The organism is Limnomicrobium aquaticum, assembly GCF_040545545.1.
In the GTDB taxonomy this organism is placed as follows: Bacteria; Pseudomonadota; Alphaproteobacteria; order Rhizobiales; family Rhizobiaceae; genus Ensifer_A; species Ensifer_A aquaticum.
The window spans coordinates 14723-39716 of the sequence record NZ_JBEPMB010000003.1 but is presented as its reverse complement, the minus strand read 5'-3'; the positions used below and the strand labels follow the sequence as shown (position 1 = coordinate 39716).

The 24994-nt window shown below is 62.9% G+C and carries 20 protein-coding genes; 14 read left to right on the top strand and 6 right to left on the bottom strand.

The window, feature by feature from the left end:
* The first annotated feature begins 87 nt into the window (after nucleotides 1–87).
* The 5 genes from ABID16_RS11880 to ABID16_RS11860 all read left to right on the top strand — a co-directional run bounded on the left by ABID16_RS11880 (nucleotide 88) and on the right by ABID16_RS11860 (nucleotide 4602).
* Entirely contained in the window at nucleotides 88–1596 is a 1509-nt protein-coding gene (locus ABID16_RS11880) for a sugar ABC transporter ATP-binding protein (RefSeq protein WP_354556563.1), read from the top strand.
* On the top strand, nucleotides 1597–2664 hold the full coding sequence (locus ABID16_RS11875; protein ID WP_354556562.1) for an ABC transporter permease: 1068 nt from the start codon (nucleotides 1597–1599) through the stop codon (nucleotides 2662–2664).
* Between the two features lie 92 nt (nucleotides 2665–2756).
* A complete protein-coding gene (locus ABID16_RS11870; protein ID WP_354556561.1) occupies nucleotides 2757–3809 on the top strand; it encodes a substrate-binding domain-containing protein in 1053 nt (350 codons plus the stop codon).
* A gap of 104 nt (nucleotides 3810–3913) precedes the next feature.
* Complete coding sequence (locus tag ABID16_RS11865; protein WP_354556560.1) at nucleotides 3914–4333, top strand: putative toxin-antitoxin system toxin component, PIN family; 420 nt, start codon at nucleotides 3914–3916, stop codon at nucleotides 4331–4333.
* A gap of 11 nt (nucleotides 4334–4344) precedes the next feature.
* Nucleotides 4345–4602 carry a hypothetical protein gene (locus tag ABID16_RS11860; RefSeq protein WP_354556559.1) on the top strand — a complete coding sequence of 86 codons (258 nt, stop codon included), beginning with the start codon at nucleotides 4345–4347 and terminating at the stop codon, nucleotides 4600–4602.
* 46 nt (nucleotides 4603–4648) lie between these two features.
* On the opposite strand, the gene ABID16_RS11855 is transcribed toward ABID16_RS11860, so the two are convergent.
* Both ABID16_RS11855 and ABID16_RS11850 read right to left on the bottom strand, forming a co-directional pair.
* Nucleotides 4649–6703: a bifunctional aldolase/short-chain dehydrogenase gene (locus ABID16_RS11855; RefSeq protein WP_354556558.1), complete on the bottom strand. Its 2055-nt coding sequence runs from the start codon at nucleotides 6701–6703 to the stop codon at nucleotides 4649–4651.
* Between the two features lie 57 nt (nucleotides 6704–6760).
* Nucleotides 6761–7723 carry a sugar-binding transcriptional regulator gene (locus ABID16_RS11850; RefSeq protein ID WP_354556557.1) on the bottom strand — a complete coding sequence of 321 codons (963 nt, stop codon included), beginning with the start codon at nucleotides 7721–7723 and terminating at the stop codon, nucleotides 6761–6763.
* Nucleotides 7724–7958: 235 nt separating this feature from the next.
* Here ABID16_RS11850 and ABID16_RS11845 point away from each other — a divergent pair, with 235 nt between their 5' ends.
* The 4 genes from ABID16_RS11845 to ABID16_RS11830 all read left to right on the top strand — a co-directional run bounded on the left by ABID16_RS11845 (nucleotide 7959) and on the right by ABID16_RS11830 (nucleotide 12387).
* Nucleotides 7959–9218 carry an ATP-binding protein gene (locus ABID16_RS11845; protein ID WP_354556556.1) on the top strand — a complete coding sequence of 420 codons (1260 nt, stop codon included), beginning with the start codon at nucleotides 7959–7961 and terminating at the stop codon, nucleotides 9216–9218.
* 89 nt (nucleotides 9219–9307) lie between these two features.
* A complete protein-coding gene (locus ABID16_RS11840; RefSeq protein ID WP_354556555.1) occupies nucleotides 9308–10237 on the top strand; it encodes a transketolase in 930 nt (309 codons plus the stop codon).
* A gap of 3 nt (nucleotides 10238–10240) precedes the next feature.
* Nucleotides 10241–11245 carry a transketolase family protein gene (locus ABID16_RS11835; protein ID WP_354556554.1) on the top strand — a complete coding sequence of 335 codons (1005 nt, stop codon included), beginning with the start codon at nucleotides 10241–10243 and terminating at the stop codon, nucleotides 11243–11245.
* Entirely contained in the window at nucleotides 11242–12387 is a 1146-nt protein-coding gene (locus ABID16_RS11830) for a RuBisCO large subunit C-terminal-like domain-containing protein (RefSeq protein ID WP_354556553.1), read from the top strand. The genes ABID16_RS11835 and ABID16_RS11830 overlap by 4 nt, the downstream gene beginning before the upstream one ends.
* Nucleotides 12388–12482: 95 nt before the next feature.
* On the opposite strand, the gene ABID16_RS11825 is transcribed toward ABID16_RS11830, so the two are convergent.
* The 4 genes from ABID16_RS11825 to ABID16_RS11810 all read right to left on the bottom strand — a co-directional run bounded on the left by ABID16_RS11825 (nucleotide 12483) and on the right by ABID16_RS11810 (nucleotide 18720).
* Nucleotides 12483–14285: an NAD(P)/FAD-dependent oxidoreductase gene (locus tag ABID16_RS11825; RefSeq protein WP_354556552.1), complete on the bottom strand. Its 1803-nt coding sequence runs from the start codon at nucleotides 14283–14285 to the stop codon at nucleotides 12483–12485.
* A gap of 124 nt (nucleotides 14286–14409) precedes the next feature.
* Nucleotides 14410–15483, bottom strand: coding sequence for a 2,3-butanediol dehydrogenase (locus ABID16_RS11820; RefSeq protein WP_354556551.1), 1074 nt, complete (start codon nucleotides 15481–15483; stop codon nucleotides 14410–14412).
* A gap of 164 nt (nucleotides 15484–15647) precedes the next feature.
* Nucleotides 15648–17555 carry a sigma-54-dependent Fis family transcriptional regulator gene (locus ABID16_RS11815; RefSeq protein ID WP_354556550.1) on the bottom strand — a complete coding sequence of 636 codons (1908 nt, stop codon included), beginning with the start codon at nucleotides 17553–17555 and terminating at the stop codon, nucleotides 15648–15650.
* A 205-nt stretch (nucleotides 17556–17760) separates the two neighbouring features.
* Complete coding sequence (locus ABID16_RS11810; protein ID WP_354556549.1) at nucleotides 17761–18720, bottom strand: LysR family transcriptional regulator; 960 nt, start codon at nucleotides 18718–18720, stop codon at nucleotides 17761–17763.
* A gap of 103 nt (nucleotides 18721–18823) precedes the next feature.
* Between ABID16_RS11810 and ABID16_RS11805 the strand changes: the two genes are divergently transcribed.
* The 5 genes from ABID16_RS11805 to ABID16_RS11785 are packed head-to-tail and all read left to right on the top strand — an operon-like array spanning nucleotide 18824 to nucleotide 24994.
* Complete coding sequence (locus ABID16_RS11805) at nucleotides 18824–19858, top strand: class 1 fructose-bisphosphatase (RefSeq protein ID WP_354556548.1); 1035 nt, start codon at nucleotides 18824–18826, stop codon at nucleotides 19856–19858.
* A gap of 15 nt (nucleotides 19859–19873) precedes the next feature.
* Nucleotides 19874–20746, top strand: coding sequence for a phosphoribulokinase (locus tag ABID16_RS11800; RefSeq protein WP_354556547.1), 873 nt, complete (start codon nucleotides 19874–19876; stop codon nucleotides 20744–20746).
* An 11-nt stretch (nucleotides 20747–20757) separates the two neighbouring features.
* A complete protein-coding gene (gene tkt, locus ABID16_RS11795; protein WP_354556546.1) occupies nucleotides 20758–22758 on the top strand; it encodes a transketolase in 2001 nt (666 codons plus the stop codon).
* Between the two features lie 5 nt (nucleotides 22759–22763).
* Nucleotides 22764–23777 (top strand): type I glyceraldehyde-3-phosphate dehydrogenase, encoded by a 1014-nt coding sequence (gene gap / locus ABID16_RS11790; protein ID WP_354556545.1) that lies wholly within the window; start codon nucleotides 22764–22766, stop codon nucleotides 23775–23777.
* Complete coding sequence (locus ABID16_RS11785; protein ID WP_354556544.1) at nucleotides 23777–24994, top strand: phosphoglycerate kinase; 1218 nt, start codon at nucleotides 23777–23779, stop codon at nucleotides 24992–24994. Before gap ends, ABID16_RS11785 begins: the two co-directional genes overlap by 1 nt.

The following is a 24994-nucleotide window of genomic DNA, read 5'->3' as shown; positions in this document are numbered from 1 at the left end:
CAATTTGCTAGGCGTCGCGCTGTCAAATGTCAATGGGCTTGACATATGACTAAGTGAGGTCATAGCATCATCGTCGGGAGGAAATTCATGAACGCAACGGCGATCTTTCGCGTCGAGAATCTGCGCAAGTCGTTTGGCCCTAACCGGGTCCTCGACGGCGTCAGCATCGACCTGCAGCCTGGCACGGTGACCGTGCTGATGGGCGCAAACGGCGCGGGCAAATCCACGCTCGTGAAGACGGTCTGCGGGGTTTACCAGCCCGACAGCGGTAGCCTCACGCTCGATGGCGCACCCTTCGCGCCGGCCTCGACCGCCGAGGCGATCCGCGCCGGCGTCGTGACCGTCCACCAGAATATCAATGACGGCGTGATTGCCGATCTCGATGTGGCGACCAACCTGATGCTCGACCGGCTCACCGGCTGGGGCAAGCCGGTCCTGTTCAATCCTTTCCGCATTCGCCGCGAGGCGCGCGAAGTCGCCGACAAGATGGGCCTGACGGTTGATCTGAGGGCCGAGGTCGCCGATCTGCCGCTCGCCGACCGCCAGATGGTGGCGATCGCCCGCGCCATGGCGCACAAGCCCAAGGTGCTGATCCTCGACGAGCCCACCTCGTCGCTCTCGAGCGCCGAGGCCGAGCGGCTCTTCGATCTGGTCGAGCGGCTGAAGGCCGGTGGCGTAGCCATCCTTTATATCTCTCACCGCATGTCGGATATCCGCCGTCTCGCCGACCGGATCGTGTCGCTGCGCGACGGGCGCATTGCCGGCACGTTCGACGGTCCGGTGCTGGACTATGAAGGCGCGGTCAATGCCATGCTCGGCGAGATCATCAGCCACGACCGCATCGAGGTGCGGGATGGCGGCGAGACTGTCTTTGCCGCGCGGAACCTGACACTCAAGGCGGGGCGCAAGCCGTTTTCCTTCGACCTGAAGGATGGCGAGATCGTCGCCGTCACTGGCCTGGTCGGCGTCGGCAAGACGGACCTCGCCGAAACGCTGTTCGGTGCGCGGCGTGTCGTTTCCGGCGACATGACCCTGTCCGGCCGGCCCTATCGCCCCAGATCGGCGGCGGATGCGATTGCCAACGGTGTCTTTCTTGTTGCCAAAGATCGCTCGGCAAGCTCGATCGTGCCCGACTTCAACATCTACGAGAATATCAGCCTTCCCTTCCTGAAGAACCTCTCGCTCGTCGGCGTTTCGGCCCGCTCACGCGAACGGGAGCGGGCGCGGGCGCAGATCGATGCACTCGGCATCGTCTGCCGCACAGAGCGCGACGAAATGTACACCCTGTCGGGCGGCAACCAGCAGAAGGTGACGGTGGCGCGCTGGCTTGCCGAACCGGCGCGGCTTCTCATTCTCGACGAGCCGTTCCAGGGCGTCGACATCGCGGCGCGGCGCGACATTGCGCGCAAGCTGCGGGCCTCGGCGGACGGACGCGCGACGCTGGTCTTCCTGACCGAACTGGACGAGGCCTTCGAGATCGCGGACCGCATTCTGGTCATGTCCGAACACACGCTTTGCGGCGAACACATCAACCGGAACCTCGATATGGAGCGCCTGCTCGCCGAGATTTCCGGCCAGACAATGACGGTGAATTGAATGAATACTGACGCCACCAACACCGCTCAATCCGCGCCCAAGGCGACGAAGACCGCAAAGGCCGGATCGTCCACGCCGACGCGGGATTTCGCCATTCGCTATGGCTTTCTGCTGCTGGTTCTCGCCATCGTCGTTTATTTCTCGGTGATGGCGGATGGCTTCGCCTCGCCGCAAAGCGCGGTCTTCATCCTGCAGTCGGTGTCGATTACCGGCATTCTGGCGCTGGGCGTGACGGCCACGCTGGTGGCGGGCGGTTTCGACCTCTCCATCGGTTCGGTCGCGACAACGGCAATGATGGCCTCGTCCTATGTCATGGTGGTCATGAACGGCGATGCGCTCTCGGCGACGCTTGTCTGCCTCGCCATCGGCATCCTGATCGGGCTGATCAACGGGTTCCTGATCGTCTATATGCGCGTTCCGGATCTTCTGGCGACGCTCGGCATGATGTTCCTGCTGCTCGGCCTGCAGCGCATCCCGACCGAAGGCCGCTCGATTGCGACCGGCATGACGATGCCCGACGGCACCGTGGCCTCGGGCACGTTTTCGCCGTCCTTCCTGGCGCTCGGCCGCTACCGCTTCGATTTCATCATTCCGAACCTCGTGCCGGCCTCGGTCGTGGTGCTCGTGGTTCTGGCGATCGTGATCTGGTTCTTCCTCGAATACACGCGCTTCGGCCGCATGATGTATGCGGTCGGCTCCAACGAGCGGGCGGCGAGCCTCGCAGGTGCGCCTGTCAAGGGCTACAAGATCCTCGCCTATGTGATCTCGGCGATCTTTGCCTCCATTGGCGGCATTCTCCTGGCGGCGCGTCTCGGGCGCGGTGATATCGCCTCGGGCAACAACCTGCTTCTGGATGCGGTGGCGGCAGCACTTACCGGCTTTGCCGTGCTGGGCGCTGCCAAGCCCAATGCGTTCGGCACAGCCATCGGCGCGCTTTTCGTCGGCATCCTCCTGCAGGGGCTGACCATGATGAACGCGCCTTACTACACGCAGGACTTCGTCAAGGGCGTCGTCCTTGTCTTCGCGCTGGTCTTCACCTTCGCCCTGTCGGGCAGGAACCGGCGCTGAGCAGGCGCAAAAGCAATCCGGAGCGCGTGGATGAGCCCCGCGCTTTTGGGAAGGGACATGAAACAACCACTTGTCTTTAGGGAGGATAGAACATGGATTTCACGAGAAGAACATTCGGCAAGCTGACCATGGCACTCATGGGCGCGGCAAGCTTCGGGACGATGGCCCATGCGGCCGATATGCCCAAGCCGTTCGACGATCCGGGCAAGGTAAAGATCGCGCTGGTGCGCTATCTTTCCACCGGCGACTTCTTCGAATCCTATCTCGCTGGTGTCACGGCGCAGTCCAAGGCGCTCGGCGTCGACCTGCGCGTCTTCGACAGCCGCCAGGATGCAGCACTTCAGTCCGACATGGTCGACCAGGCGATTGCGCTTGGCGTCAAGGGGATCATCATCCAGCACGGCCTGACGGAATCGATGAAGGCCGCAGCACAGCGCGCCGTCGACGCCGGCATCAAGGTCGTCGCCTTCGACGTCAATGTCGAAAACCCGAAGATCCCGCAGGTTGAACAGTCCGACCGCGATCTGGCCCGCCTCGCGCTCGAGCAGGCGGTGAAGGACAATGGCGAGAAGTTCAAGGCAGGCTATGTCTATGTCGCCGGCATTGCGCCGCTCGACCGCCGCAACGAGACCTGGGACGCCTTCAAGAAGAAGTATCCGGGCATCAACCAGGTCGCCATGTTCGGCACGATGGACAACCCGATCGCCAACTCGGTCGCCAACCAGGCCCGCTCGGTGGTCTCCGCCCATCCGGACATCACCGTGATGTTCGCGCCCTATGACGAATTCGCCAAGGGCGTGAAGATCGCCGTTGACGAAGCCGGTCTTTCCAAGAGCGTGAAGATCTATTCGGCCGACATTTCGACGCCGGATATCTCCGCCATGCGCGAACCCGACAGCGCCTGGGCTGCCACGGCCGCCACCAACCCGGCGCTCGTCGGCCAGGTCTCCGTCCGCGCGCTCGCCATGCTGCTCGCCGGCGAAGACCCCGGCCACAACGTGGTCGTGCCGCCGACGCTGATCACGCAGAAGGACCTGAAGGACAAGGACATCAAGAACATGGAAGAACTGTCGGCCAAGCTGCCGCAATTCGCCCAGACCGATGTTGCAGCGCCCAAGTGGATGCCGGTGCCGAAGGGCAAGTAAGGCGAAACGCAAGGATTTGAACGGGAAGCGCCGCTCGAAAGGGCGGCGTTTTTTTATGACGTCGACGTGTTGACATGATATCATATGAGATACCATGTTGGGCAATGATCGTGATTGACGCGAACATTCTTCTGGCTGCCTTTCGCTCCTCGCGCGGGGCCTCGCATCTTTTGTTGCGTGCGATGTTGACTGGAGATGTGCCGTTCGCAGTCTCTCCTGCGGTCGCGCTGGAATATGAAGACGTGCTAAACCGGCCGGGTATCCTGGGTGCTTACCCCTGGATTTCGGCGGCGGAGATTGGCGCAGTTCTGGATGCGCTCTTCGCGAGAGCTAAGTTGGTATCGCCCTGGTTCCGGTTCCGACCATTCCTGGCGGATCCGAAGGACGACATCTACATAGAATGCGCGCTTGCGGCAGGTGCTGCGGTGATTGTCAGCAACGATCGCGATTTTCAGGATGCTTCGGTCGAGGCGTTTGGAATATCCGTCATGAAGGCTGGCAGCTTCGTGGCGACTTTGATGTGAAGGAGATCGACATGACCACTTACCCACTCAGACTTGCAGACCATGTGATGGAAGAAGCGCGCCGGGCGGCCATGGAAGACAATGTCTCCCTGAATCAGTTGCTGTCGGCTTTCATCGCGGACGGCATAGGTCACCGCAGGGCCATCATGTCCTTGAAGACGCGGGCAGAGCGCGGCGACGTGGATGCCGCGCTTGCTATTCTCGCCAAAGCTCCCGATGTGCCACCGGAGGCGGGCGACGAGATCGTTCCTCGAAAGAGGAGCGGATAACCTCGCTGACAAGCTCACCGATGAAGCGGCGTATCGGATACTCACATCACCTCAGCGCCGCAGCGATGTTCCCGCCGTCTACGGTCGCGACGCCGCCCGTCGTGCGGTCGGCAAGGGCGAGATCGAGGAAGGCTTCGGCGACGTCCAGTGCTGTCACTTCCTGGCCGAGCAGGTTGCCGCCCATGTAATCCTTCACCGACAGACCACGGGCGGCGGCCCGGCTTTCGATCATCTTCTCGTCCAGCAGGCCGGAGCGGATGCGGTCCGCATTGACGGCATTGGAGCGGATACCATCGGCCCCGTGCTCCAGCGCATATTGGCGCGACAGAAACAGGGTCGCGGCCTTCGGCAAACCGTAAGCGCCGAATTTCGCACCGGGATTGACCGCCTGCTTGGAAGCATTGAAGAGCAGCACGCCGCCGGTCTTCTGCGCCTTCATGATGCGGACGGCCTGCTGAGCCACAGTCTGATGGGCGAAGAAATTCAGTTCGAAACTTTTGCGGAGAAGCGCGTCGTCCAACGTCGCGATGGCGCCCTCGATGGCGGCGCCGGCATTGGAGACGAGAATGTCCACCCCGCCGAATGTGCTGACGGCCTCGGCGAACGAGGCCGAAACGGAGGCCGGATCGGTGACGTCACAGGCAACGCCGATGGCGCCGTTTCCGGCTGCCTTGGCTGACGCCATGGCCTTGTCGCCGTCGAGATCGGTGACGACGACTTGCGCACCCTCGCGGGCGAAGACAGCGGCAATGGCCGCGCCGATGGCGCCCGCACCGCCCGTGACCAGCGCCACCTGTCCCGTCAGCGGCTTGGGCTTGGCACCGGCAAGCTTGGCCTGTTCCAGCGACCAGTATTCGAGATCGAAGAGGTCCGGCTTGCTGACCGGCTCGAACCGGCCGACGCTTTCGGCATCGCGCGCGGTCTCGATCCACATTTCGCCGAGATCGGCGGCGATTTTCGCGTCCTTCAGCGTGCGGCCATGGCCGAAGAGGCCGACGCCGGGCACGAGGGTAAGGCGCGGCATGGGGTCGAGCATGGTGCGCTTGACGTCGTCGCGGGCGTCATTCTCGCGGAAATAGGCCTCGTAGGCCGCCGCATAGTCGGCGACGCATTGGCGCACGGTCTCAGCCCAGCCGGCGATATCTTCCGCCGCCGGCGCGGGCACGACCATCGGACCGGTCTTGACGCGGATGGAAAGGTCGGGCGTCGAGACGCCGCGCGAGGCCATGTCGGAAACCTGCGCCGCATTGACGAATTCGAGAATTGCCGGCGAGGTGCGGAATTCGCTCGTCATGCGGTCGAAACGGCCTTCGCCCTTCGGCACAGCGACCGCACCGCGCAGGATCGGCGCGATGTCTGCAGCGCCCGCGACAGTGGCCGGAAGTTGTGCGGGCGTGAAAGGATTGCGCCCGTTCTGCTTCACATAATCTTCGGCCATGGTGACGTAACGCACCATCAGCTCATAGGCTTCCTTCGCAGTCTCCGCGAAGGTGAAGATGCCATGCTTGTCAAGGATCAGCGCCTCGACGGTCGGGTCGCGCTCGAAGGCTTCCGCCGCGGCCTTGGCCAGTGCAAAGCCGGGCATGATGTAGGGGACATAACCGGCTTTCGGCCCGAAGACCTCCGGGATCATGCGGGCGCTCTCAGCCTGGTCGGCGATGGCGAGAACCGCGGTCGAGTGAGTGTGGTCGACGAATTTGTGCGGCAGGAAGGCGTGGAGCAGCGTCTCGACGGACGGATTGGGCGCGGAGGGATCGATGAGGTTGGCGCGCTGCAGCGCCACCATGTCCTCGTCCGACAGACGGTTGAGCTTGCGGGCTTTCAGAAGCGGCGCGAGCTTGACGGCAGGCAGGCCCGCCGGTTCGATCACCGCCATGTCCCACCCGCTTCCCTTGACGCAGAGCACATCAAAGCTGTCGCCGACCAGATCGGTCATGACCGTCTTCACCGACGTGTTGCCGCCGCCATGCAGCACGAGACGCGGATCACCGCCCATCAGCCGGGTCGTGTAGGTGCGCAGCGCGAGATCGCGATTGACGCCCTTTTCGGCATAGCGCTTCACGGCGGCTTCCGCGTCGTGATCGTTCCACAGGCTTTGCATTCATTCCTCCCGAATGTCTTCAAACGGGCCCGTTTCGGGCCTCTGTCGTGATAGGGTTTACGCCGGTCCGGCGTCGGCGTCGAAACGCTCCAGCAGGCGCTGGGCCATGGATGCGGTGACGACGAGATGGCTCACCAGTCCGCCGCGAATGGCGGCATAGAGGGCATCGAATTTTTCCATCTGCTCGACCACCATCATGCGGCGGGGGATGGAGCGGATGGAGGAGATACTGGCCGAAATGCAGCGGCGGTTATGCGCGCAGTCCATCCACTGGCCGTCGCCGTCGATCACCTGGCCGGCGATGACGCCGCGCGCGCCCTGCGCTTCCAGTGCCTTCAATTCGTCTGCCGTGACGGCGCCGCATTTCACGAGATGGCTGTCCGGCTCGATGCCGCCGACCGAGTAGAGCACGAGGCTGCATTCCGAAATACGCGCCATCTGTTCCTGGATGACCGGTTCGCGGCGCAACGCATCGGCAAGTTCCGGCGTGCTCATCACCAGCGGCGCATAGAAGTTGATCCCCTCGGCATTCAGCCGGCGGGCGATTTCGGTCGTGCACTGGTCGGGACGATAGGAATAGGGCGCGCCGAGATTGCCGCAAAGCTGGACCACGGTTGCGCCCTGAAGATCGGCAAAGGGCATGACATCGGCGATGTGGTATACAGTCCGGCCCCAGGCGACGCCGATCGTGTCGCCTTTCTTGACGAGGCTCTGGAAGGCTGCGGCGGCCACGACCGGCATTTCGGCTGCCGGATCGAGCGCATGCCCGCCCTCCGGCACGATCCAGACCGTGTCGAAGCCGAGCCGATCTTCGAGCGTGCGGGCAAGAACGTCGTCCGAGAAGAGTTCTGTCGAGGTCGCTATGGTGACGATGCCCATTTCGCGGGCGCGGCGCAGATACATGGCGACCGAAGCGCGCGAAATATCGAGGTGCTTCGCCACCTCATCCTGGCGCAGGCCATGCGTGTAATAAAGCCAAGCGGCCTTGTGAAGAATCTGCTCTGCCGGACGGATCGCCATCACACCCCCAAACGATGATTTTGTCATTATTCACGAACGCTGACAAAAGTCAAAGGGGCGATTTCAAGCTATGGAAAGCTTGAGGTGTCGGGGATCAGTTCATTTATTGGAGATTTCGCCAACTCCGTCAACAATCAGCGGACTGCTCGGCCTATCGTCTTGCTCATTCCGTTATCAATTTAGATTGGTCAATTTGATAATTTAAATCAGTCGAGTTTTGAGTTAAAAATGGCGAATGAACAACAAGCCCGAACATCCTTCCCATAACGCCTATATCGCACGTAAGGCGACCATTCGCATTGAGGAAGCCCTTGAAGATACGCGTGTGGTTCTCGTCGCTGGACCACGTCAGGCAGGCAAGACCACGCTTGCTCGCCAGGTTGCCGGCAGGGAGCGACAGTATATTACACTTGACGATGCCGGTGCGCTGAATGCTGCGCGAACCGATCCGGTCGGCTTCGTCCGCGGTCTCGACCGGGCCGTGATTGACGAGGTGCAACGAGTCCCTGCCTTGATGCTCGCAATCAAGGAGAGCGTTGATGCCGATGACCGCCCGGGCCGCTTTCTGTTGACGGGTTCGGCCAATCTGGCGGCGATTCCGGCGATTGCCGATTCGTTGGCGGGCCGCATGGCGGTCATTCCGCTCTTGCCTTTCGCGCAATCTGAAATCCTGGGGAGCGGTGGACAGGCCATCGACCACCTTTTCTCTGGGGATGCACTGTCGGTTCCGAGCGTTTGCCTGACCGGGGATGCTCTCGTCGATATGGTCTTGCGCGGAGGTTATCCGGAGGTGCTGCGTCGGGCGACGCCAGCCCGCCGTGTCGCCTGGCTGGAAGACTACGTACAACTCATCCTCGATCGCGATATCCGGGACGTGGCCCAGATCGACCAGATTGACCGGCTGCCAAGGCTCCTGCAGATATTGGCCGAACATGCCAGCCAACAGACGAACTATACCAGCTTTGGCACGGCGCTCGGATTGTCGAACGTTACGGCGCAGAAATATGTCGGGCTGCTGGAGCGGCTTTTCCTGGTTCGCACGCTGCAACCCTGGTCGAACAACCGGCTCAGCCGCCTTATCAAGACACCGAAAATCCAGTTCCTCGACACCGGCCTACTCGCCGCCTTGCGGGAGGACGATGCGCAGACGCTTGCGCGGGAAAGAAGCCGGTTCGGCCCTCTTCTGGAGAGCTTCGTCTTTTCCGAATTACAGAAGCTTGCATCCTGGTCTGAGCGCAGGGTTACGCTGACGCATTACCGCACCAAGGAGCAGGATGAGGTTGATATCGTGCTTGAAGACCGCAGAGGACGGGTCGTCGGCATAGAAGTAAAAGCTTCGGCGACCGTGTCTGCCCGTGACTTTCGGGGTCTAAGACAATTGCGCGATGCCGTTGGCGAGCGCTTCTTGCGTGGCCTCGTCCTACACGATCACGACCGTATCACGCCGTTCGCCGAGAATCTGCATGCGGCTCCAATCTCGCTGCTTTGGACCTGACTCCATCGGATCAACTCCCATCTTTACATTTGTCGAGACTGTTGACATATGTAGAAAACGACGCCGGACACACGGTCGCGGGAGGAAACATGCTGAATTCGAAAACCACGGACGAAGTGGCGCTGGGCATTCGCCGGCGCGTCTTCGAACATTCGATCCTCAACAATGGCGGCTATATGAGCCAGGCCTGTTCGGCTGCCGAGCAGATCGCCTGGCTCTATAACGAGGAGCTGAAGCTCGGCCAGCCGACCTTGCCGATGATCCCGAAGCCGTTTGGCGGCGTGCCATCCGCCTCCAACCCGGATTATCACACGGGTGCCGGCTACAATGGCCCGGCTGCCCCGCAATTCGACCGGCTGTTCATCGCGCCCGCGCATTACGCCCTCGTTGCCTATGCCGCGCTGATCGAGGTCGGCCGCATGGCGCCGGAAGGGCTCGACATGTTCAACAAGGATGGCTCTTCGGTCGAAATGATCGGGGCGGAACATTCGCCGGGCATGGAAGTGCATAACGGCACGCTGGGCATCGGCCTGTCGACCGCCGCCGGTCTTGCCTGGGGCCGCAAGCGGCGGGGCGAACCGGGCCGCGTCTGGGTTTTCATGTCCGATGGCGAGGTGCAGGAGGGGCAGACCTGGGAGGCCGTGCAGGCCGCCGCCTATCACGGCATCGACAATCTCTATGCCATCATGGACGTCAACGCCCAGCAATGCGACGGCGCGATGAGCTCGGTCATGGAAGTGGGCGACATCCGCGCCAAGCTGGAACTCTTCGGCGCGCGCGCCATCGACATCGATGGGCATGATCTCGACGCCATGCGTCAGGCCGTGGCCGAGCCGCATGATGGCAGGCCGCTGATCGTTCTGGCCCATACCTCGCCCTTCAGGGGCATGAGCTTCCTCGAGCGCCGCTTCCCGCGCCTCCACTATGTCCGCTTCAAGTCCGAGCAGGAGCGCGTGGAAATGAACACGGAAATCGCACGCGAACTCGGCGTCGAGCCGGTGGTATACGGGGAGCATTGAACGATGGTCGAGATGGTTTCGCGCCCCTATGCCGGGGCTTTCGAGAAATATGCGGTCGCCAACCCGGAGGTCCTTTGCCTCTCGGCGGATCTTACGTCGTCCTGCGAGGTCGATGGTTTCCGCGATCGGCATCCGGATCAGTTCATTTCGCTCGGCATGGCCGAGCAGAACATGATGAGCTTTGCTGGCGGTCTCGGCCTTGCCGGCTTCCGGCCGTTCCTGCACACATTCGGCGTCTTCCTCTATCGCCGGCCTTATGACCAGCTCATGGCCTCCGTCGCCTATCCGCGTCGCAAGGTGCGTCTCATGGGCTTCCTGCCGGGCATCACTACGCCGGGCGGCATGACGCATCAGGCGATCGAGGATATCTCGGTCATGCGGTCTATCCCGAACATGACGATCCTGGAAACGGGCGATGCTACCGAAGTGGAAAGCATCTGCGAGGCTGCCGACAGCATCGACGGGCCGGTCTATTGCCGTGTGCTGCGCGGCTCGGTGCCGCGCCTGTTCGACACACCGATCAAGGTGGGCGAAATGCGCGAACTCGCACGTGGCGCGGATGTGCTGATCGTCACCGCCGGGATCACCACGGAGGAGGCGCTGCGCGCCCGTGCCGCGCTGGAGGCTGCCGGCGTGTCCGTGCGCCACCTGCATCTCAACACGATCAAGCCCTTCAATGCGGCGGCGCTGCTCGACCACATCGCCTCCGTGCGCCACGGTGTGGTTACGCTGGAGAACCATGTTACCGAGGGCGGCATCGGCTCGCTGGTGGCCGAAACCATGGCGGATGCAGGTGTCGGCAAGCGCCTCATCCGGCTCGGTCTGAAGGACACCTATGCACATGGCGGCTCCAAGCCCTATCTCATGCGCTTCTACGGTCTCGACGCGCTGGCGCTGACGCGGGGCGTCGAAAGCCTCATCGGCCAACCGCTCGGGATCAGCGAAGACGATCTCGACGCCGCGCGCGTCGATGCCGTCCATTCGCTCGTCAAGGCGGAGGCCCTATGAGCGGCGACCGCTTTATCGTCACCTACCGCATCTTTGCCGGCGATGCCGCCGAGGCGCGGGAACGGGCCGAAGGCATCGCGCTGGAGCAAACGGTTGAAATTCCCCGCGATGTCGTCCCGGCCGGCTATGTCGAAGACGAAATCCTTGGCCGAGTGGAGAGCGTGGCGCAGGAGGGGGAGGGACGTTTTCTCGCCCGGATCTCCTACAGCCCCGACAGCGCGGGGGAGGAGCTGGCGCAGTTTCTCAATGTCGTCTTCGGCAATTCCTCGATCCAGAAGGGGATCAAGGTCATCGGTCTGGAGACCGGGCCGGTGGTGGCGAGCCGCTTCCCCGGCGCGCGCTTCGGCATTGACGGGTTGCGGCACTTGTCCGCCCGGAAGCGTGGTGGGTTCGTCTGCCCGGTGATCAAGCCGCAGGGCTCCTCGATCGAACATCTTGCCCATATCAGCTACGAGACGGCGCTGTCGGGAGCGGATATCATCAAGGAAGACCACGGGCTGGCAAACCAGCCATCCGCGCCATTCCGCGAACGCATTCCTGAGCTCGTCGAGGCCGTCGCGAAGGCCAATGCGGCACGGCAGGCGGCCGGAGAGACGGCGAGGGCGCTCTATTTTCCGACAATTGCAGGTCATGCGGACCGCTTCTTCGAAGATGCCTGGTTCGCCAGGGAACAAGGCGCCGATGGCGTCATGCTGATGCCGGGGCTTTACGGCTTCGACGCGGTGCAGCGCCTGGCACGCCGGTCCGACTTCGGCCTGCCGATCATGGTCCATCCGTCCTTCCTCGGCGCTTGGGTGCTCAACGAGAATGCCGGCTTCAGCCATGCGATGATGTTCGGAACCATGGCGCGTCTGGCAGGTGCGGATATTTCGGTTTTCCCCAATGTCGGCGGTCGTTTCGGCTTTTCGGCCGAAGAATGCCGCTCGATTGCCGGGGCCTGCACCTCGACGAGTGGCCCCGGCAGAGCGATCCTGCCGAGCCCCGGCGGCGGCATGACGCCGGAGCGCATGCCGGAGATGATCGGCATGTATGGCGAGGATAGCGTCTACCTGCTGGGCGGCAGTATCCTGCGCGCCGGGGCCCGGATGGGCGACACGATCAGAGAACTGAGAAACATCATCGATAAGGCGGCGGCGGTCTGAGGTTTGGGAGGCGGCGCTACCAATACATCCAGCTTGGAGCCGGCGCGCGACCAGGAAAGAAGGGCGCCGATGAAACCCCGGCGCCCTTCGGCATTTCAGGACAGGTGATGCGGCTTCGTGATGCCGTAGACCGGGGTATCGATGCCCACCTGACGGGCCTTCAGCTGTAGCGACAGATATTGCGAATAGTGGCGCGACTGATGCAGGTTGCCGCCGTGGAACCACAGTGCTTCCTGCTGCGTCGGCTTCCACATGTTGCGCTGCTCGCCTTCCCATGGACCGGGGTCCTTGGTCGTGTTGGAGCCGAGACCCCAGCACTTGCCGACCTTGTCAGCCACTTCGCGCGAAATGAGGTCGGCCGCCCAACCGTTCATTGAGCCATAGCCGGTGGCGTAGACCACGAGATCGGCCGGAAGCTCGGCGCCATCCTTCAGCACCACGGCGTTTTCGGTCAGGTGCGAGACGTCCGAGCCGGATTTCAGCCTGATCGAGCCGTCGATGACGAGATCGCAGGCCCCGACATCGATGTAATAGCCCGACCCGCGCCGCAGGTATTTCATGAAGAGGCCGGAGTCGTCATCGCCGAAGTCCAGCATGAAGCCGGCCTTTTCGAGCGCCTTGTAGAACTCCGCATCCTTTTCCCGGATCTGGTTGTAGATCGGGATCTGGAACTCATGCATGATCCGGTAGGGGAGCGAGGCGAAGATGAGGTCGGCCTTGCGCGTCGTCATGCCGCCCTGAACGGCACGTTCCGAATAGAGATCGCCCAGCCCGATTTCCATCAGCGAGTCCGACTTGACGATATGGGTGGACGAACGCTGAACCATCGTCACATCCGCGCCGGCTTCCCAGAGCGCCGCGCAGATATCGTGCGCCGAGTTGTTGGAGCCGATGACGACGACCTTTTTGCCGGAATAGGCGTCCGGACCCGGATGCTGCGAGGAATGCTGCTGCTCGCCCTTGAAGACATCCTGACCGGGAATTTTCGGCACATTGGCCTTGCCGGACATGCCGGTGGCCAGCACCAGCTGCTTGGGCTTGAGGACGACTTCCTGGCCGGCGCGATCGACCACGACGGTCCATTCGCCGGTCTTCTCGTCATATTGGGCGGATTTGCAGGTGGTGGAGCCCCAGTAATTCAGCTCCATGACCTTGGTGTACATTTCCAGCCAGTCGCCGACCTTGTCCTTGGGCGTGAAGACCGGCCAGTTTTCCGGGAAGGGGATATAGGGCAGGTGGTCGTACCAGACGGGGTCGTGCAGGCAGAGCGACTTGTAGCGCTTGCGCCAGCTGTCGCCGGGCCGCTCGTTCTTCTCGATGATGATGGTCGGCACGCCGAGCTGGCGCAGCCGCGCGCCGAGCGCGATGCCGCCCTGACCGCCGCCGATGATGACGACATAGGGCTGGGTGGAGTAACCGAGTTCGGCCGCTTCCGTCTCGCGCTTTTCCTTCCAGGTCTTGCGGTTGCGGTCATGGCCGTGTTCGGCGCCCATCGGACGGCGCGCGCCCTTCGGCTCCTCATGACCTTTCAGTTCCGTCATGGTGGTGAGCAGCGTCCAGATCAGCCCGTCCTTCAGGCGGATATGGCCGTAGCCGCGGGCCACGCCGGTTTCGAATTCGAACCAGCCGTCGGTCACACCCCCGGCTTCGGAGGCGGCCTCTTTGGTATCCTGCACGAAGTTCGAGGGCTTGGTCGCGGCAAGCTGGCTTTTCAGCATGTCGCGCACCTGTTCGTGACCTTCCATGGTCTTCAGGTTCCAGGTGAAGGTCACCAGGTCGCGCCAGTAGCATTCGGCCTGAAACAGGTTGACGGCGGCGTCGATGTCGCCGCTGGCGAGCGCCTTTCCGAGTTTTGACAGAACCGTGTCGATCTTGGTTCCGGGGGTGATGTCAAGCATGGTTTTCTCCTCCGTAAATGCTTGGGGTAGGGTGGTTTGGAACGCCCGCGGCGAGCGTTCCGGAAAGCCTTGGCCGATCCCTCCTGCCGGGCTCCTCTCCCGGTGCAGGCGATGGCGCGAGGGCTTATTTCGAAAGATCGATCAGGATCTTCAGCTGTGTGCCGGCGGGATCGAGCAGGACGTCGAAACCTTCCTTCACGGCGGTGTCGAGCGTGATGCGCTTGGTGACGATCTTCGTCGCCGGCAGGAGGCCCGAGGCGATCAGGCGGATGACGCGCGGCCAGTAATGGGTCGGATAGGCCCAGGAGCCCTTGATCTCGAGATCGCGGAACGTGACCTGGAACCAGTCGATCGGGTTTTCATGCGGATGCAGGCCGGTCTGGACGACGACACCCTGCTTGCGCGCGGCATCGACGCAGGCCTTCAGCGCATGTTCGTTGCCGACGCATTCGATGGCGACATCGCAGCCGACATTGCCTTCCGTCAGCGAACGGACGACATCGCCGACATTGTCGCGCCTCGGGTTGATGGTGATGACATCGGGCAGGATGCTTTTGGCGAGTTCAAGCCGGGCGTCATTGAGGTCGGAGACGAAAAGCTGAGCGGCCCCAGCGGCCCGTGCGGCCAGAAGCGTCAGCATGCCGATGGGACCGGCGCCGGTGACGAGAACGCTGTTGCCGGCGGTCACCCCGCCACGATCGCAAGCATAGACGGCAACGGCGGTGGGCTCGACAAGGGCGGCCTCCTCATCGGTCATCTCATCAGGGATTTTCTGCACATTGTATTCGTTGACGAGGGCCGCTTCCGCCATGCCGCCGCCTTCCCAGCTCAGACCCACAAGGGCAAGCTGCGTACTGAGATGGAACAAGCCGCGATCGGCGAAATAGTCGCCCTTGCGCGGCATGACGAGCGGCTGGATCGAGACGCGGTCGCCGACCTTGACCGAGGTCACGCCCTCGCCAATCGCTTCGACGACACCGCCGAACTCGTGGCCCAGCACCTGCGGACCATGGGCCCCGGTGAAGGGATGCGGTTCCGTCGGAATGAAGATGGGACCGTAGCTATATTCGTGAAGATCGGTGCCGCAGATACCAACGAAGCGGTTGCGGACAAGAACCTGCCCCGGACCCGGCTTATTGGGTTCGGCAATATTCTCGAGACGCAGGTCCTTGGCTGCGTGAAATCGGAGCGCGCGCATGTTTCCTCCCTTGGCGGCTTTTGATGAAAGACAAGGCTGCAACGCCCGTGCCAGAGCAGCGGAGCAAGAGGATCAATTGAAAACAAAGGGCTTTTGGACGCGTTCACCAGCCGGAGCGCCGCACCTGTGGCGCCACATCTGTGGCGGCTGCCTCAGTGCTTTACTCAATGGGGACGATCGATGCCGAGCCGTCGCATGCGGCGATGCATGGTGGTTCGATCGATTCCAAGCCGCCTTGCGGCTTCCGAGACATTGCCCTTGCAGGCCGCAAGCGTCGCGCGCAGGTCGGCCTCCTCGCGTCTCTCGCCCGCGGCGGTGGCGAGGCCGCGCGGGTGTGCAAGAGGGGTGAGGTGATCCGGCAGATCCTCGACCTCGATCAACCCGTCGTCGCAGAGCGCCGCAGCAAAGGCGATGGCGTTGTCGAGTTCACGGATATTGCCGGGCCAGCGATAGTTCAGGATCAAAAGTCTCGCAGCACCGGCGAGCCGCAGGGGTCGGCCAGACCGCCCATGCTTTTCCAGCAGGCGGTCGACAAGCCACGGAAAATCCTCACGCTCGCACAGCGCCGGTAGCGCCAGCACCGCCGCATTCAGCCGATAATAGAGGTCCTCGCGGAACGTGCCGGCGGCGACCATATCCGCGAGCGGCCGGTGTGACGCCGAGACGACACGAAAATCGACCTTGCGCGGCGCAGAGCCGCCGACGGGCATAACTTCGCCCTCGGCCAGCACGCGCAGCAGCCGGCTCTGTGCGGCAAACGGCATGTCGCCGATTTCGTCAAGAAAGAGCGTGCCGCCCTCGGCCTCTTCGATCAGCCCCTTGCGCCCCTTGGCAAGCGCGCCGGTAAAGGCGCCGGGCGTATAGCCGAAGAGTTCGCTTTCGATCAGCTGTTCGGGAATTGCCGCGCAATTGACGGCGACGAAGCGGCCCGTCACGCCGCTCGCATCATGGACGATGCGCGCCAGATATTCCTTGCCGGTTCCGGTCTGGCCCTGCAGCAGGATGGGCAGGCGGCTGGGAGCCAGCTTTTCGACCTTGCGTCGCAGCGCGTCGATGGCAGGTACGGCGCCGCCCAGTCTCGCGATGGCCGGAGGTGGTCGGGCGGCCGCCCACCCGATCGCCACGCCCGAAACCCGCTGCTGCGGCTCGATGGCATGGGCATAGAGCAGGCTGCCGTCGCGCACGGCAATACGCCGATCCTGCGGCAGGCTGGCGCGGGTCAGCGAGGCAAGCTCGTCGAGCCCCGCGTCGAAGAAATCTGTCACCTGCCGGCCGATCAGACGCTCGGGGCTCCGCCAGTCCACGCCACCCGAATTGGCGAGCAACCGCGCGCCGCCATGGGTCATGCCGGTGATACGGCCGCCACCATCGACAGAAATCGCCGCCTCCGGATCGACATCGAGAAATTCCGGTGCGCCGGCGAAGCGCAATACCAGATCGTGCCGGCTATTGGCCATGAGATTGGCAAGCTCTATCCGCCGAACGGTCGAGGACACGAGATGGCGGGCCATGTTCTGGCTCGTCTTGAGGATCGGCGAACTCAGGAGCGAAATGTCGAGCACGGCGGCGAGCGCGCCCTGCGTGTCATAGATGGGGGCTGCGGTGCAGGAGAGGGGGGTGTGGGTGATGTCGAAATGATCGGTCTGGTGGATGGTCAGCGCCTCGCCGGTGGCGATACAGGCACCCACGGCGCAGGTGCCGGCGCGCGGTTCCGACCATTCGGAGCCCAGATAGAGCCCCGCCTTGCGCAAATTGTTGTTGAACGAGGCATCGCCCAGAAATTCGACCGTAACGCCCTGACGATCCGACAGGAGGAGAACGTAATTCTGCTCCGCCACCTGCCGGTAGAGCCGCTCCAGACCGGACCTTGCGATATGAACAAGATCCTCGGCCTGCTGGCGATGCTCGCGCAGCCGGGTCTCGGACACGATGACGGCTTCCTGCGGACGCGTCGGGTCAAGCTGATAGGTCGCCAGACAGCGCCGCCAGGAGTCCACGACGATGGGGTCGCGCCCCGTATTGCTGCCTTGCCAGACGCGCTCGATTTCCTTGATGTGATCCGAAAAACCCATAAAGACACCGGCTTGAGGGCCGCCTCCCGTGATCCTCGGGCGCGATCATAGACGCAACCACGCGCCTTGCCTAATGCTTCGACGATAACCGACGCGATTTTGAGATTTCGCGTCGCATTCGTGAGACGTTTGCGTTCAACGGCCTCTTCGAACACGACACGTTGAGGGACCGCGCACGGGCAGCGGGCTTTGATCCCAGCGGGGGTCATCCGTCCGGCGTGGAGGCGGAGAGGCCCTGATAGCTGTAGGGCTTGCGCACCAAGGGGAGGAACTTCGCGCCCTCCGTCTTCAGGAAATGCGAAAAGGTCTGCATGGCCGGCGTGAAGCTTCGGTCGGAACGCCAGACCGAAAACCATTCGCGCCGGATCGGCATGCCAACGACGTCCAGGATCACAAGGCGCCCGAGTTCCACCTCCATCTCGATTGTGTGAGCCGAAATGAAGGCGACGCCCATGCCGGCCATGACCGCCTGCTTGATCGTCTCGTTCGACGCCATCTCGCGGCCAAGCTGCTCGAGCTTGCCGGGAATATCGGAGAAGAAGATTTCCAGCGAAAGGCGGGTACCGGAGCCGGATTCGCGGATCAGAAACCGTTCCCGGCTGATCTCCTCCTTGCTGATCTCGCGCTTGCCGGCAAGAGGATGATCGGCCGGCCCGACAATGACCAGCGGATGATCCCCGAACACATGGGACTCGACCGGGATATGGCGCGGCGGCCGCCCCATGAGAGCAATGTCGAGCCCATGCCCGCTCAGGGCCGTGACGATTTCCTCGCGGTTGCCGATGGTCAGATCGAGGCTGATATCGGGAAACTTCTTCGAGAAGGAGGCCATCAGACGCGGCGCGAAATATTTGGCGGTCGAGACCACGCCCAGACGGAGCGTGCCGCGCCGACCGCCAGCGATCGCCTCGACCTCGTCGTCCAGAATGCGCAGCCGTTCATCGATCGTTTCGGCGGCCTCAATCACAGCCAAGCCTGCGGCGGTTGGACGCAGACCCTCCGTCAGGCGGTCGAAAAGAGTGACGCCCAGTTCTTCTTCCAACTGTTGCAGCTGCAGGGTCACGGCCGGGCCTGTCAGACCTAACATATTGGCCGCCTTGATGATTTTTCCACTTTCGTGGATCGCCTTGACGGCCCGAAGCTGCCGAAGAGTGACGTTTCGCATGCCGACAAGTTAGGAAAATTTATCGGATATGTAAAATAAATAAAATTCCATTATCGACGTGTTTTGCGGATGCTCTTCCCAGTTTCGAACTTGGGAGGAAAACATGAGCGGAGCGACCCTTGATGCCTATCTGGGTTCTCATGCCAGCCGGGGCGGCGTCCTGCCGCAAGCGGTGGCGCAACTGGTTCGCCATCTGGCGGCGGCAGCCCTGGCGCTGAACAAGACGATCGAGGAAGGGCTCACCGGTGTCGAAAGCCTGAACGGCACGAACCACAATGCCAGCGGCGATGCGCAGCATGCGCTCGACGTTCACGCCGACCGCCTGTTCGCCGAGGCCGCCCGCAAGGCCGACGTGGCCTTCTACGCCTCAGAGGAACAGCCGGAGGTCATGGCGCTTCAATCCCGCGGCCGGCTGGCGCTGGCGGTCGATCCGCTCGATGGCTCGTCCAATGTCGATATCAACATGTCGATCGGCACGATCTTCTCGATCCTTCCCGCGCTGGACGGCGCCGAGGCTTCCTTTCTGCAGGAGGGCAGTAACCAGCTGGCGGCCGGCATTTTCGTCTACGGGCCACAGCTGGCGCTGATCCTCACGCTCGGCCACGGAACGACGATCTTCACCTTCTCCCGTCACCTCGGAACCTTCGTGGAGACCCGGCCGGGCATCATCGTCCCCGAAAAGACGACGAGTTTCGCGATCAACATGTCCAATTACCGGCATTGGGACGAGACGGTGCGCGCCTATGTCGATGATTGCATCAAGGGTGCTGAAGGCGCGCGAGGCGCGGATTACAACATGCGCTGGATCGCCTCGATGGTCGCCGATGTCTATCGCATCCTCGTCAAGGGCGGGATCTACCTTTACCCCGCCGATGCCCGCAAGGGCTACAGCCATGGGCGCCTGCGTCTCGTCTACGAGGCGAACCCGGTCGCGCTCCTGATGGAACAGGCCGGCGGCTGCGCCACCGACGGCGCGCACCGCATCCTTGATCTCGTCCCTGAAGACATCCACGAGCATGTGCCGCTCGTCTTCGGTTCGTCCTACGAGGTCGGCAAGGCGGCACGTTATCTCGCCGCCCCCTCCGAAATCGGCCTGCGCCACCCGCTTTTCGGGCAGCGCGGCCTGTTCAGCGCCTGACCCGGGGGAAGAACCATGTCCAAGAAATTTCCCATCATCGTCATCACCGGCTCGTCGGGGGCCGGCACGACCACGGTTCGCGACACGTTCGACAAGATCTTCAGCCGCGAGAAGATTTCGGCTGCCTTCATCGAGGGCGATGCGTTTCACAAATACGATCGGGCTGCGATGAAGGCGAAGATCGCCGAGGAGGATGCGCGCGGCAACCGCCACTACTCGCATTTCGGGCCGGACGCCAACGAACTCGAAATCCTCGAATCCGTGTTCGAGGAATATGGCCGCCGCGGCAAGGGGAAGACGCGCCACTATGTCCACGACGACCGCGAGTCGGCACGCTACGGCGTTCCCGCTGGCACCTTCACCGACTGGGAAGACCTGCCGGCGAGCGATCTCCTCTTCTACGAGGGCCTGCATGGCTGCGCCGTCACCGACAAGGTCAACCTGCCGCGCCATGTCGATCTGAAGATCGGCGTCGTGCCGGTCATCAATCTCGAATGGATCCAGAAGATCCATCGCGACAAGGCGACGCGCGGCTATACGACGGAAGATGTCGGCGAAACGATCCTGCGCCGCATGCCGGACTACATGAACTACATCTGCCCGCAATTCTCGCACACCAACATCAATTTCCAGCGCGTACCGACGGTGGACACGTCGAACCCCTTCATCGCGCGCTGGATCCCGACACCGGCGGAATCGATGCTCGTCATCCGCTTCGCCAATCCCCGCGGCATCGACTTCCCCTATCTCCTGTCGATGCTGCCGGGCAGCTTCATGTCGCGCGCCAATTCCATCGTCGTGTCCGGCGAGAAGCTGGACCTGGCCATGCAGCTCATTTTCACGCCGCTCATCCACAAGCTTCTCGACGAGAAGCGCCGGGCATCATGAGGAGAGACCCGATGAATATTCAGATCAAGGCGGACGAGATGACCGCCACCGAAAGAGACATGGCGAATGCCCTGCGCTTCCTCTCGATGGATGCGGTGCAGAAGGCCAATTCCGGCCATCCGGGCATGCCCATGGGCATGGCCGATGTCGCTGCCGTCCTCTTCAACCGCTTCATCAAGATCGATCCCTCAAGCCCCGACTGGCCCGACCGCGACCGCTTCGTACTGTCGGCAGGCCATGGCTCGATGCTGCAATATGCGATCCACCATCTCCTCGGCTATGCCGACATGGATATCGAGGCGATCAGGAATTTCCGCCAGCTGGGTTCCGCCACGGCAGGCCATCCGGAATATGGCCATGCGCTCGGCATCGAGACGACGACCGGGCCGCTCGGCCAGGGGATCGCGACGGCGGTCGGCATGGCGATTGCCGAAGAGATGCTCGCCGCGCGCTTCGGCGACCTCGTCGATCACCATACCTATGTGATCGCCGGCGACGGATGCCTGCAGGAAGGCATCAGCCATGAGGCGATCGATCTCGCGGGCCATCTGGGTCTCGGGAAGCTGATCGTTCTGTGGGACGACAATTCCATCTCCATCGACGGGGCGACATCGCTCTCGACCTCGATGGACCAGAAGGCCCGTTTCACCGCCGCCGGCTGGCATGTGCAGGCGGTTGATGGGCATGACCCGGAGGCGATTGGCGCGGCGATCGACAGCGCCCGGAAATCGAAGAAGCCCTCTCTGATTGCCTGCAAGACCGTCATCGGCTTCGGCGCGCCTAACAAGCAGGGGACACACAATGTCCATGGCGCACCGCTCGGTGCCGACGAGATCGCCGCCGCCCGCAAGCATCTCGGCTGGGCGCACGAGCCGTTTGTCGTGCCCGCTTCCATCCGCGCCGCCTGGGCGAATGTGGCGGAGCGCGGTCGTCAGGCGCATCTGAACTGGCGGGTCCGCAAGGCCGCCAGCGGCGTTGCCACCGAATTCGATACGGCGATAGACAGAAGCCTGCCGGCATCCCTTGCCTCGGCACTTTCGGATTTCCGCACCGAGCACTTCGACAAGAAGACGAAGGTTGCGACACGCAAGGCCTCTCAGATGGCGCTCGATGTCATCAATCGGGTGGTCGGCAATACGGTCGGCGGATCGGCAGACCTGACGGGCTCGAACCTGACGCAGACGGCGACGACAGCCTCCATCCGCCCCGGCGACTTCTCGGGCCGCTACATCCATTACGGTATCCGCGAGCACCTCATGGCGGCCGCCATGAACGGGCTGGCGCTGCATGGCGGCTTCATTCCCTATGGCGGCACATTCCTCGTTTTCTCCGACTATGCGCGTGGCGGCATTCGCCTTTCGGCGCTTATGAAACAGTGCGTCATCTATGTGCTGACCCACGATTCCATCGGCCTTGGCGAGGACGGGCCGACGCATCAGCCGGTCGAGCATCTGGCGATGCTGAGGGCCACGCCCAACCTCAACGTTTTCCGCCCCGCCGATATCATCGAGACGGCGGAGTGCTGGGAGCTGGCGCTTCAGGACGAAGAACGTCCGAGCGTGCTGGCGCTGTCGCGGCAGGACCTGCCGATGCTGCGCGAAGCCTCGAGCCGCGAGAACCTGTCGGCGCGGGGCGCCTACCTTCTCCATGCGCCGGAGGGTGAGCGCGATATCACGCTGATCGCCACCGGATCGGAGGTCGAGATCGTGCGCGAGGCGGCGCGCAAGCTGGAAGACGCAGGCATCAGGGCCGTCGTCGTGTCCATGCCGTCCTGGGAGAAGTTCGAGGCCCAAGACCCGACCTATCGGCACGCGGTGCTGGGGGGCGCCCCCCGCATCGCCGTCGAAGCGGCCGGCCGCTTGGGCTGGGACCGCTATATCGGCGAAACCGGCTCGTTCATCGGCATGCCCGGCTTCGGCGCGTCGGGTCCGGCAGCGCAGCTCTACGCACATTTCGGCATCACCGCGCAGCATGTGGCGGATGAGGCGCGCCGTCTTCTGGGGAGGAAATGAACACCATGGCTATTCGAATTGCCATCAACGGTTTTGGCCGCATCGGCCGTAACGTCCTTCGCGCCATCATCGAATCCGGCCGCACCGACATCGAAGTCGTTGCCATCAACGACCTCGGCCCGGTCGAGACCAACGCGCACCTGCTGCGCTACGACTCGATCCACGGCCGTTTCCCGGCCAAGGTCGAAGTTTCGGGCGACACGCTGATCATCAACGGCGGCAAGCCGATCAAGGTGACCGCGATCAAGGACCCGGCAACGCTTCCCCATGGCGAAATGGGCGTCGACATCGCGCTCGAATGCACTGGCATCTTCACCGCCCGCGACAAGGCCGCAGCCCATCTGACGGTCGGCGCCAAGCGCGTCGTCGTCTCGGCCCCCGCCGACGGCGCTGACCTCACGGTCGTTTACGGCGTCAACCACGACAAGCTGACCAAGGACCACATGGTCATCTCCAACGCATCCTGCACGACCAACTGCCTCGTGCCGGTCGTCAAGGTTCTGCATGACCTGATCGGCGTCGATCATGGCTTCATGACCACGATCCACTCCTACACCAACGACCAGCCGTCGCTCGACCAGATGCACAAGGATCTGTATCGCGCCCGCGCTGCCGCTCTCTCCATGATCCCGACTTCGACCGGTGCCGCCAAGGCCGTCGGCCTCGTCATGCCGGAACTCAAGGGCAAGCTCGACGGTTCGTCCATCCGCGTGCCGACCCCGAACGTCTCGGTTGTCGACTTCAAGTTCGTTGCCAAGCGCGCCACGACCGTTGCGGAAATCAACGAAGCGATCAAGGCTGCCGCCACCAGCGGTCCGCTCAAGGGCATCCTCGGCTATACCGACGAGCCGCTCGTTTCGCGCGACTTCAACCACGACCCGCATTCGTCGATCTTCGCGCTCGACCAGACGAAGGTCATGGAAGGCAACTTCGTCCGTATCCTCACCTGGTACGACAACGAATGGGGCTTCTCCAACCGCATGCTCGACACGTCGATTGCCATGGGGAGGTACATCTGATGCGTCCACTTCCCGATATTCGCAACGTCGATGTTTCCGGCCAGCGCGTGATCATTCGCGCCGACCTCAATGTCCCGATGGCCGGAGGCCGGGTGACGGACCGCACGCGCATCGCCCGTTTCGCGCCGACCGTCCGGGCACTGACCGATCGCGGTGCAAGCGTCGTCATTCTCACCCATCTCGGGCGGCCGGAGGGCGAGAAGAACCCGGTCTATTCGACACAGCCATTGGCCGGCGTGCTTTCCGAGGAACTCGGCCAGGAGGTGCGCTTTGTACCGGATTGCGTGGGGCAACTCGCCGAATGGAACACCGGCCATCTGGCTGAGGGCGAGGTCGTGCTGCTCGAAAACCTGCGCTTCTATCCCGGCGAAATCGCCAACGACCGCAATTTCGCGCTGCGGCTCTCCGTCCATGGCGATCTCTATGTCAACGACGCGTTTTCCTGTGCCCACCGGGCGCATGCCTCGACGCAGGCCATTGCCGGACTGATGCCGGCCTATGCCGGGCCGTCATTGATGGCAGAGGTCGAGGCGCTGAAGGGCGCGCTTGAGAGCCCGGAACGGCCGGTCGCAGCCCTTGTCGGCGGCTCCAAGGTCTCCACCAAGATCGATGTGCTGACCAATCTTACGTCCAAGGTGGACACGCTCATCATCGGCGGGGGCATGGCGAACACGTTTCTGGCCGCGCTCGGCCATCCCATGGGCAGCTCGCTCTACGAACCGGATGCTGCGAAGGTCGCGCGGGATATCATGGCGCGGGCGGCGGCGAGGGGCTGCGAAATCATCCTGCCGAGCGATGTCGTTGTCGCGGCAGCATTTGCCGCTCATGCGGACAATTGCGTCGTCCCTGCCGATGCCATTCCGAACGACAGGATGGCGCTTGATGTCGGGCCGGAGACGACGGCCCGCATCATCGCCGCCATCAGCCGGGCAAGGACATTGCTCTGGAACGGTCCGCTCGGGGCGTTTGAACTCGAACCTTTCGGGGCGGCAACCTTTGCCGTGGCCCGCGCAGCGGCGGAACGCTCGATGGCCGGGCGGCTGGTCTCCATTGCCGGCGGCGGCGACACGGTCGCGGCGCTGAACGGTGCAGGCGTCACGGAAGGCTTCTCCTATGTCTCCACCGCCGGCGGCGCATTCCTCGAATGGATCGAGGGAAAGGCGCTGCCCGGCATTGAAATCCTCACCCGCAATTCCACCAGCACAAGGGTAGCTTGA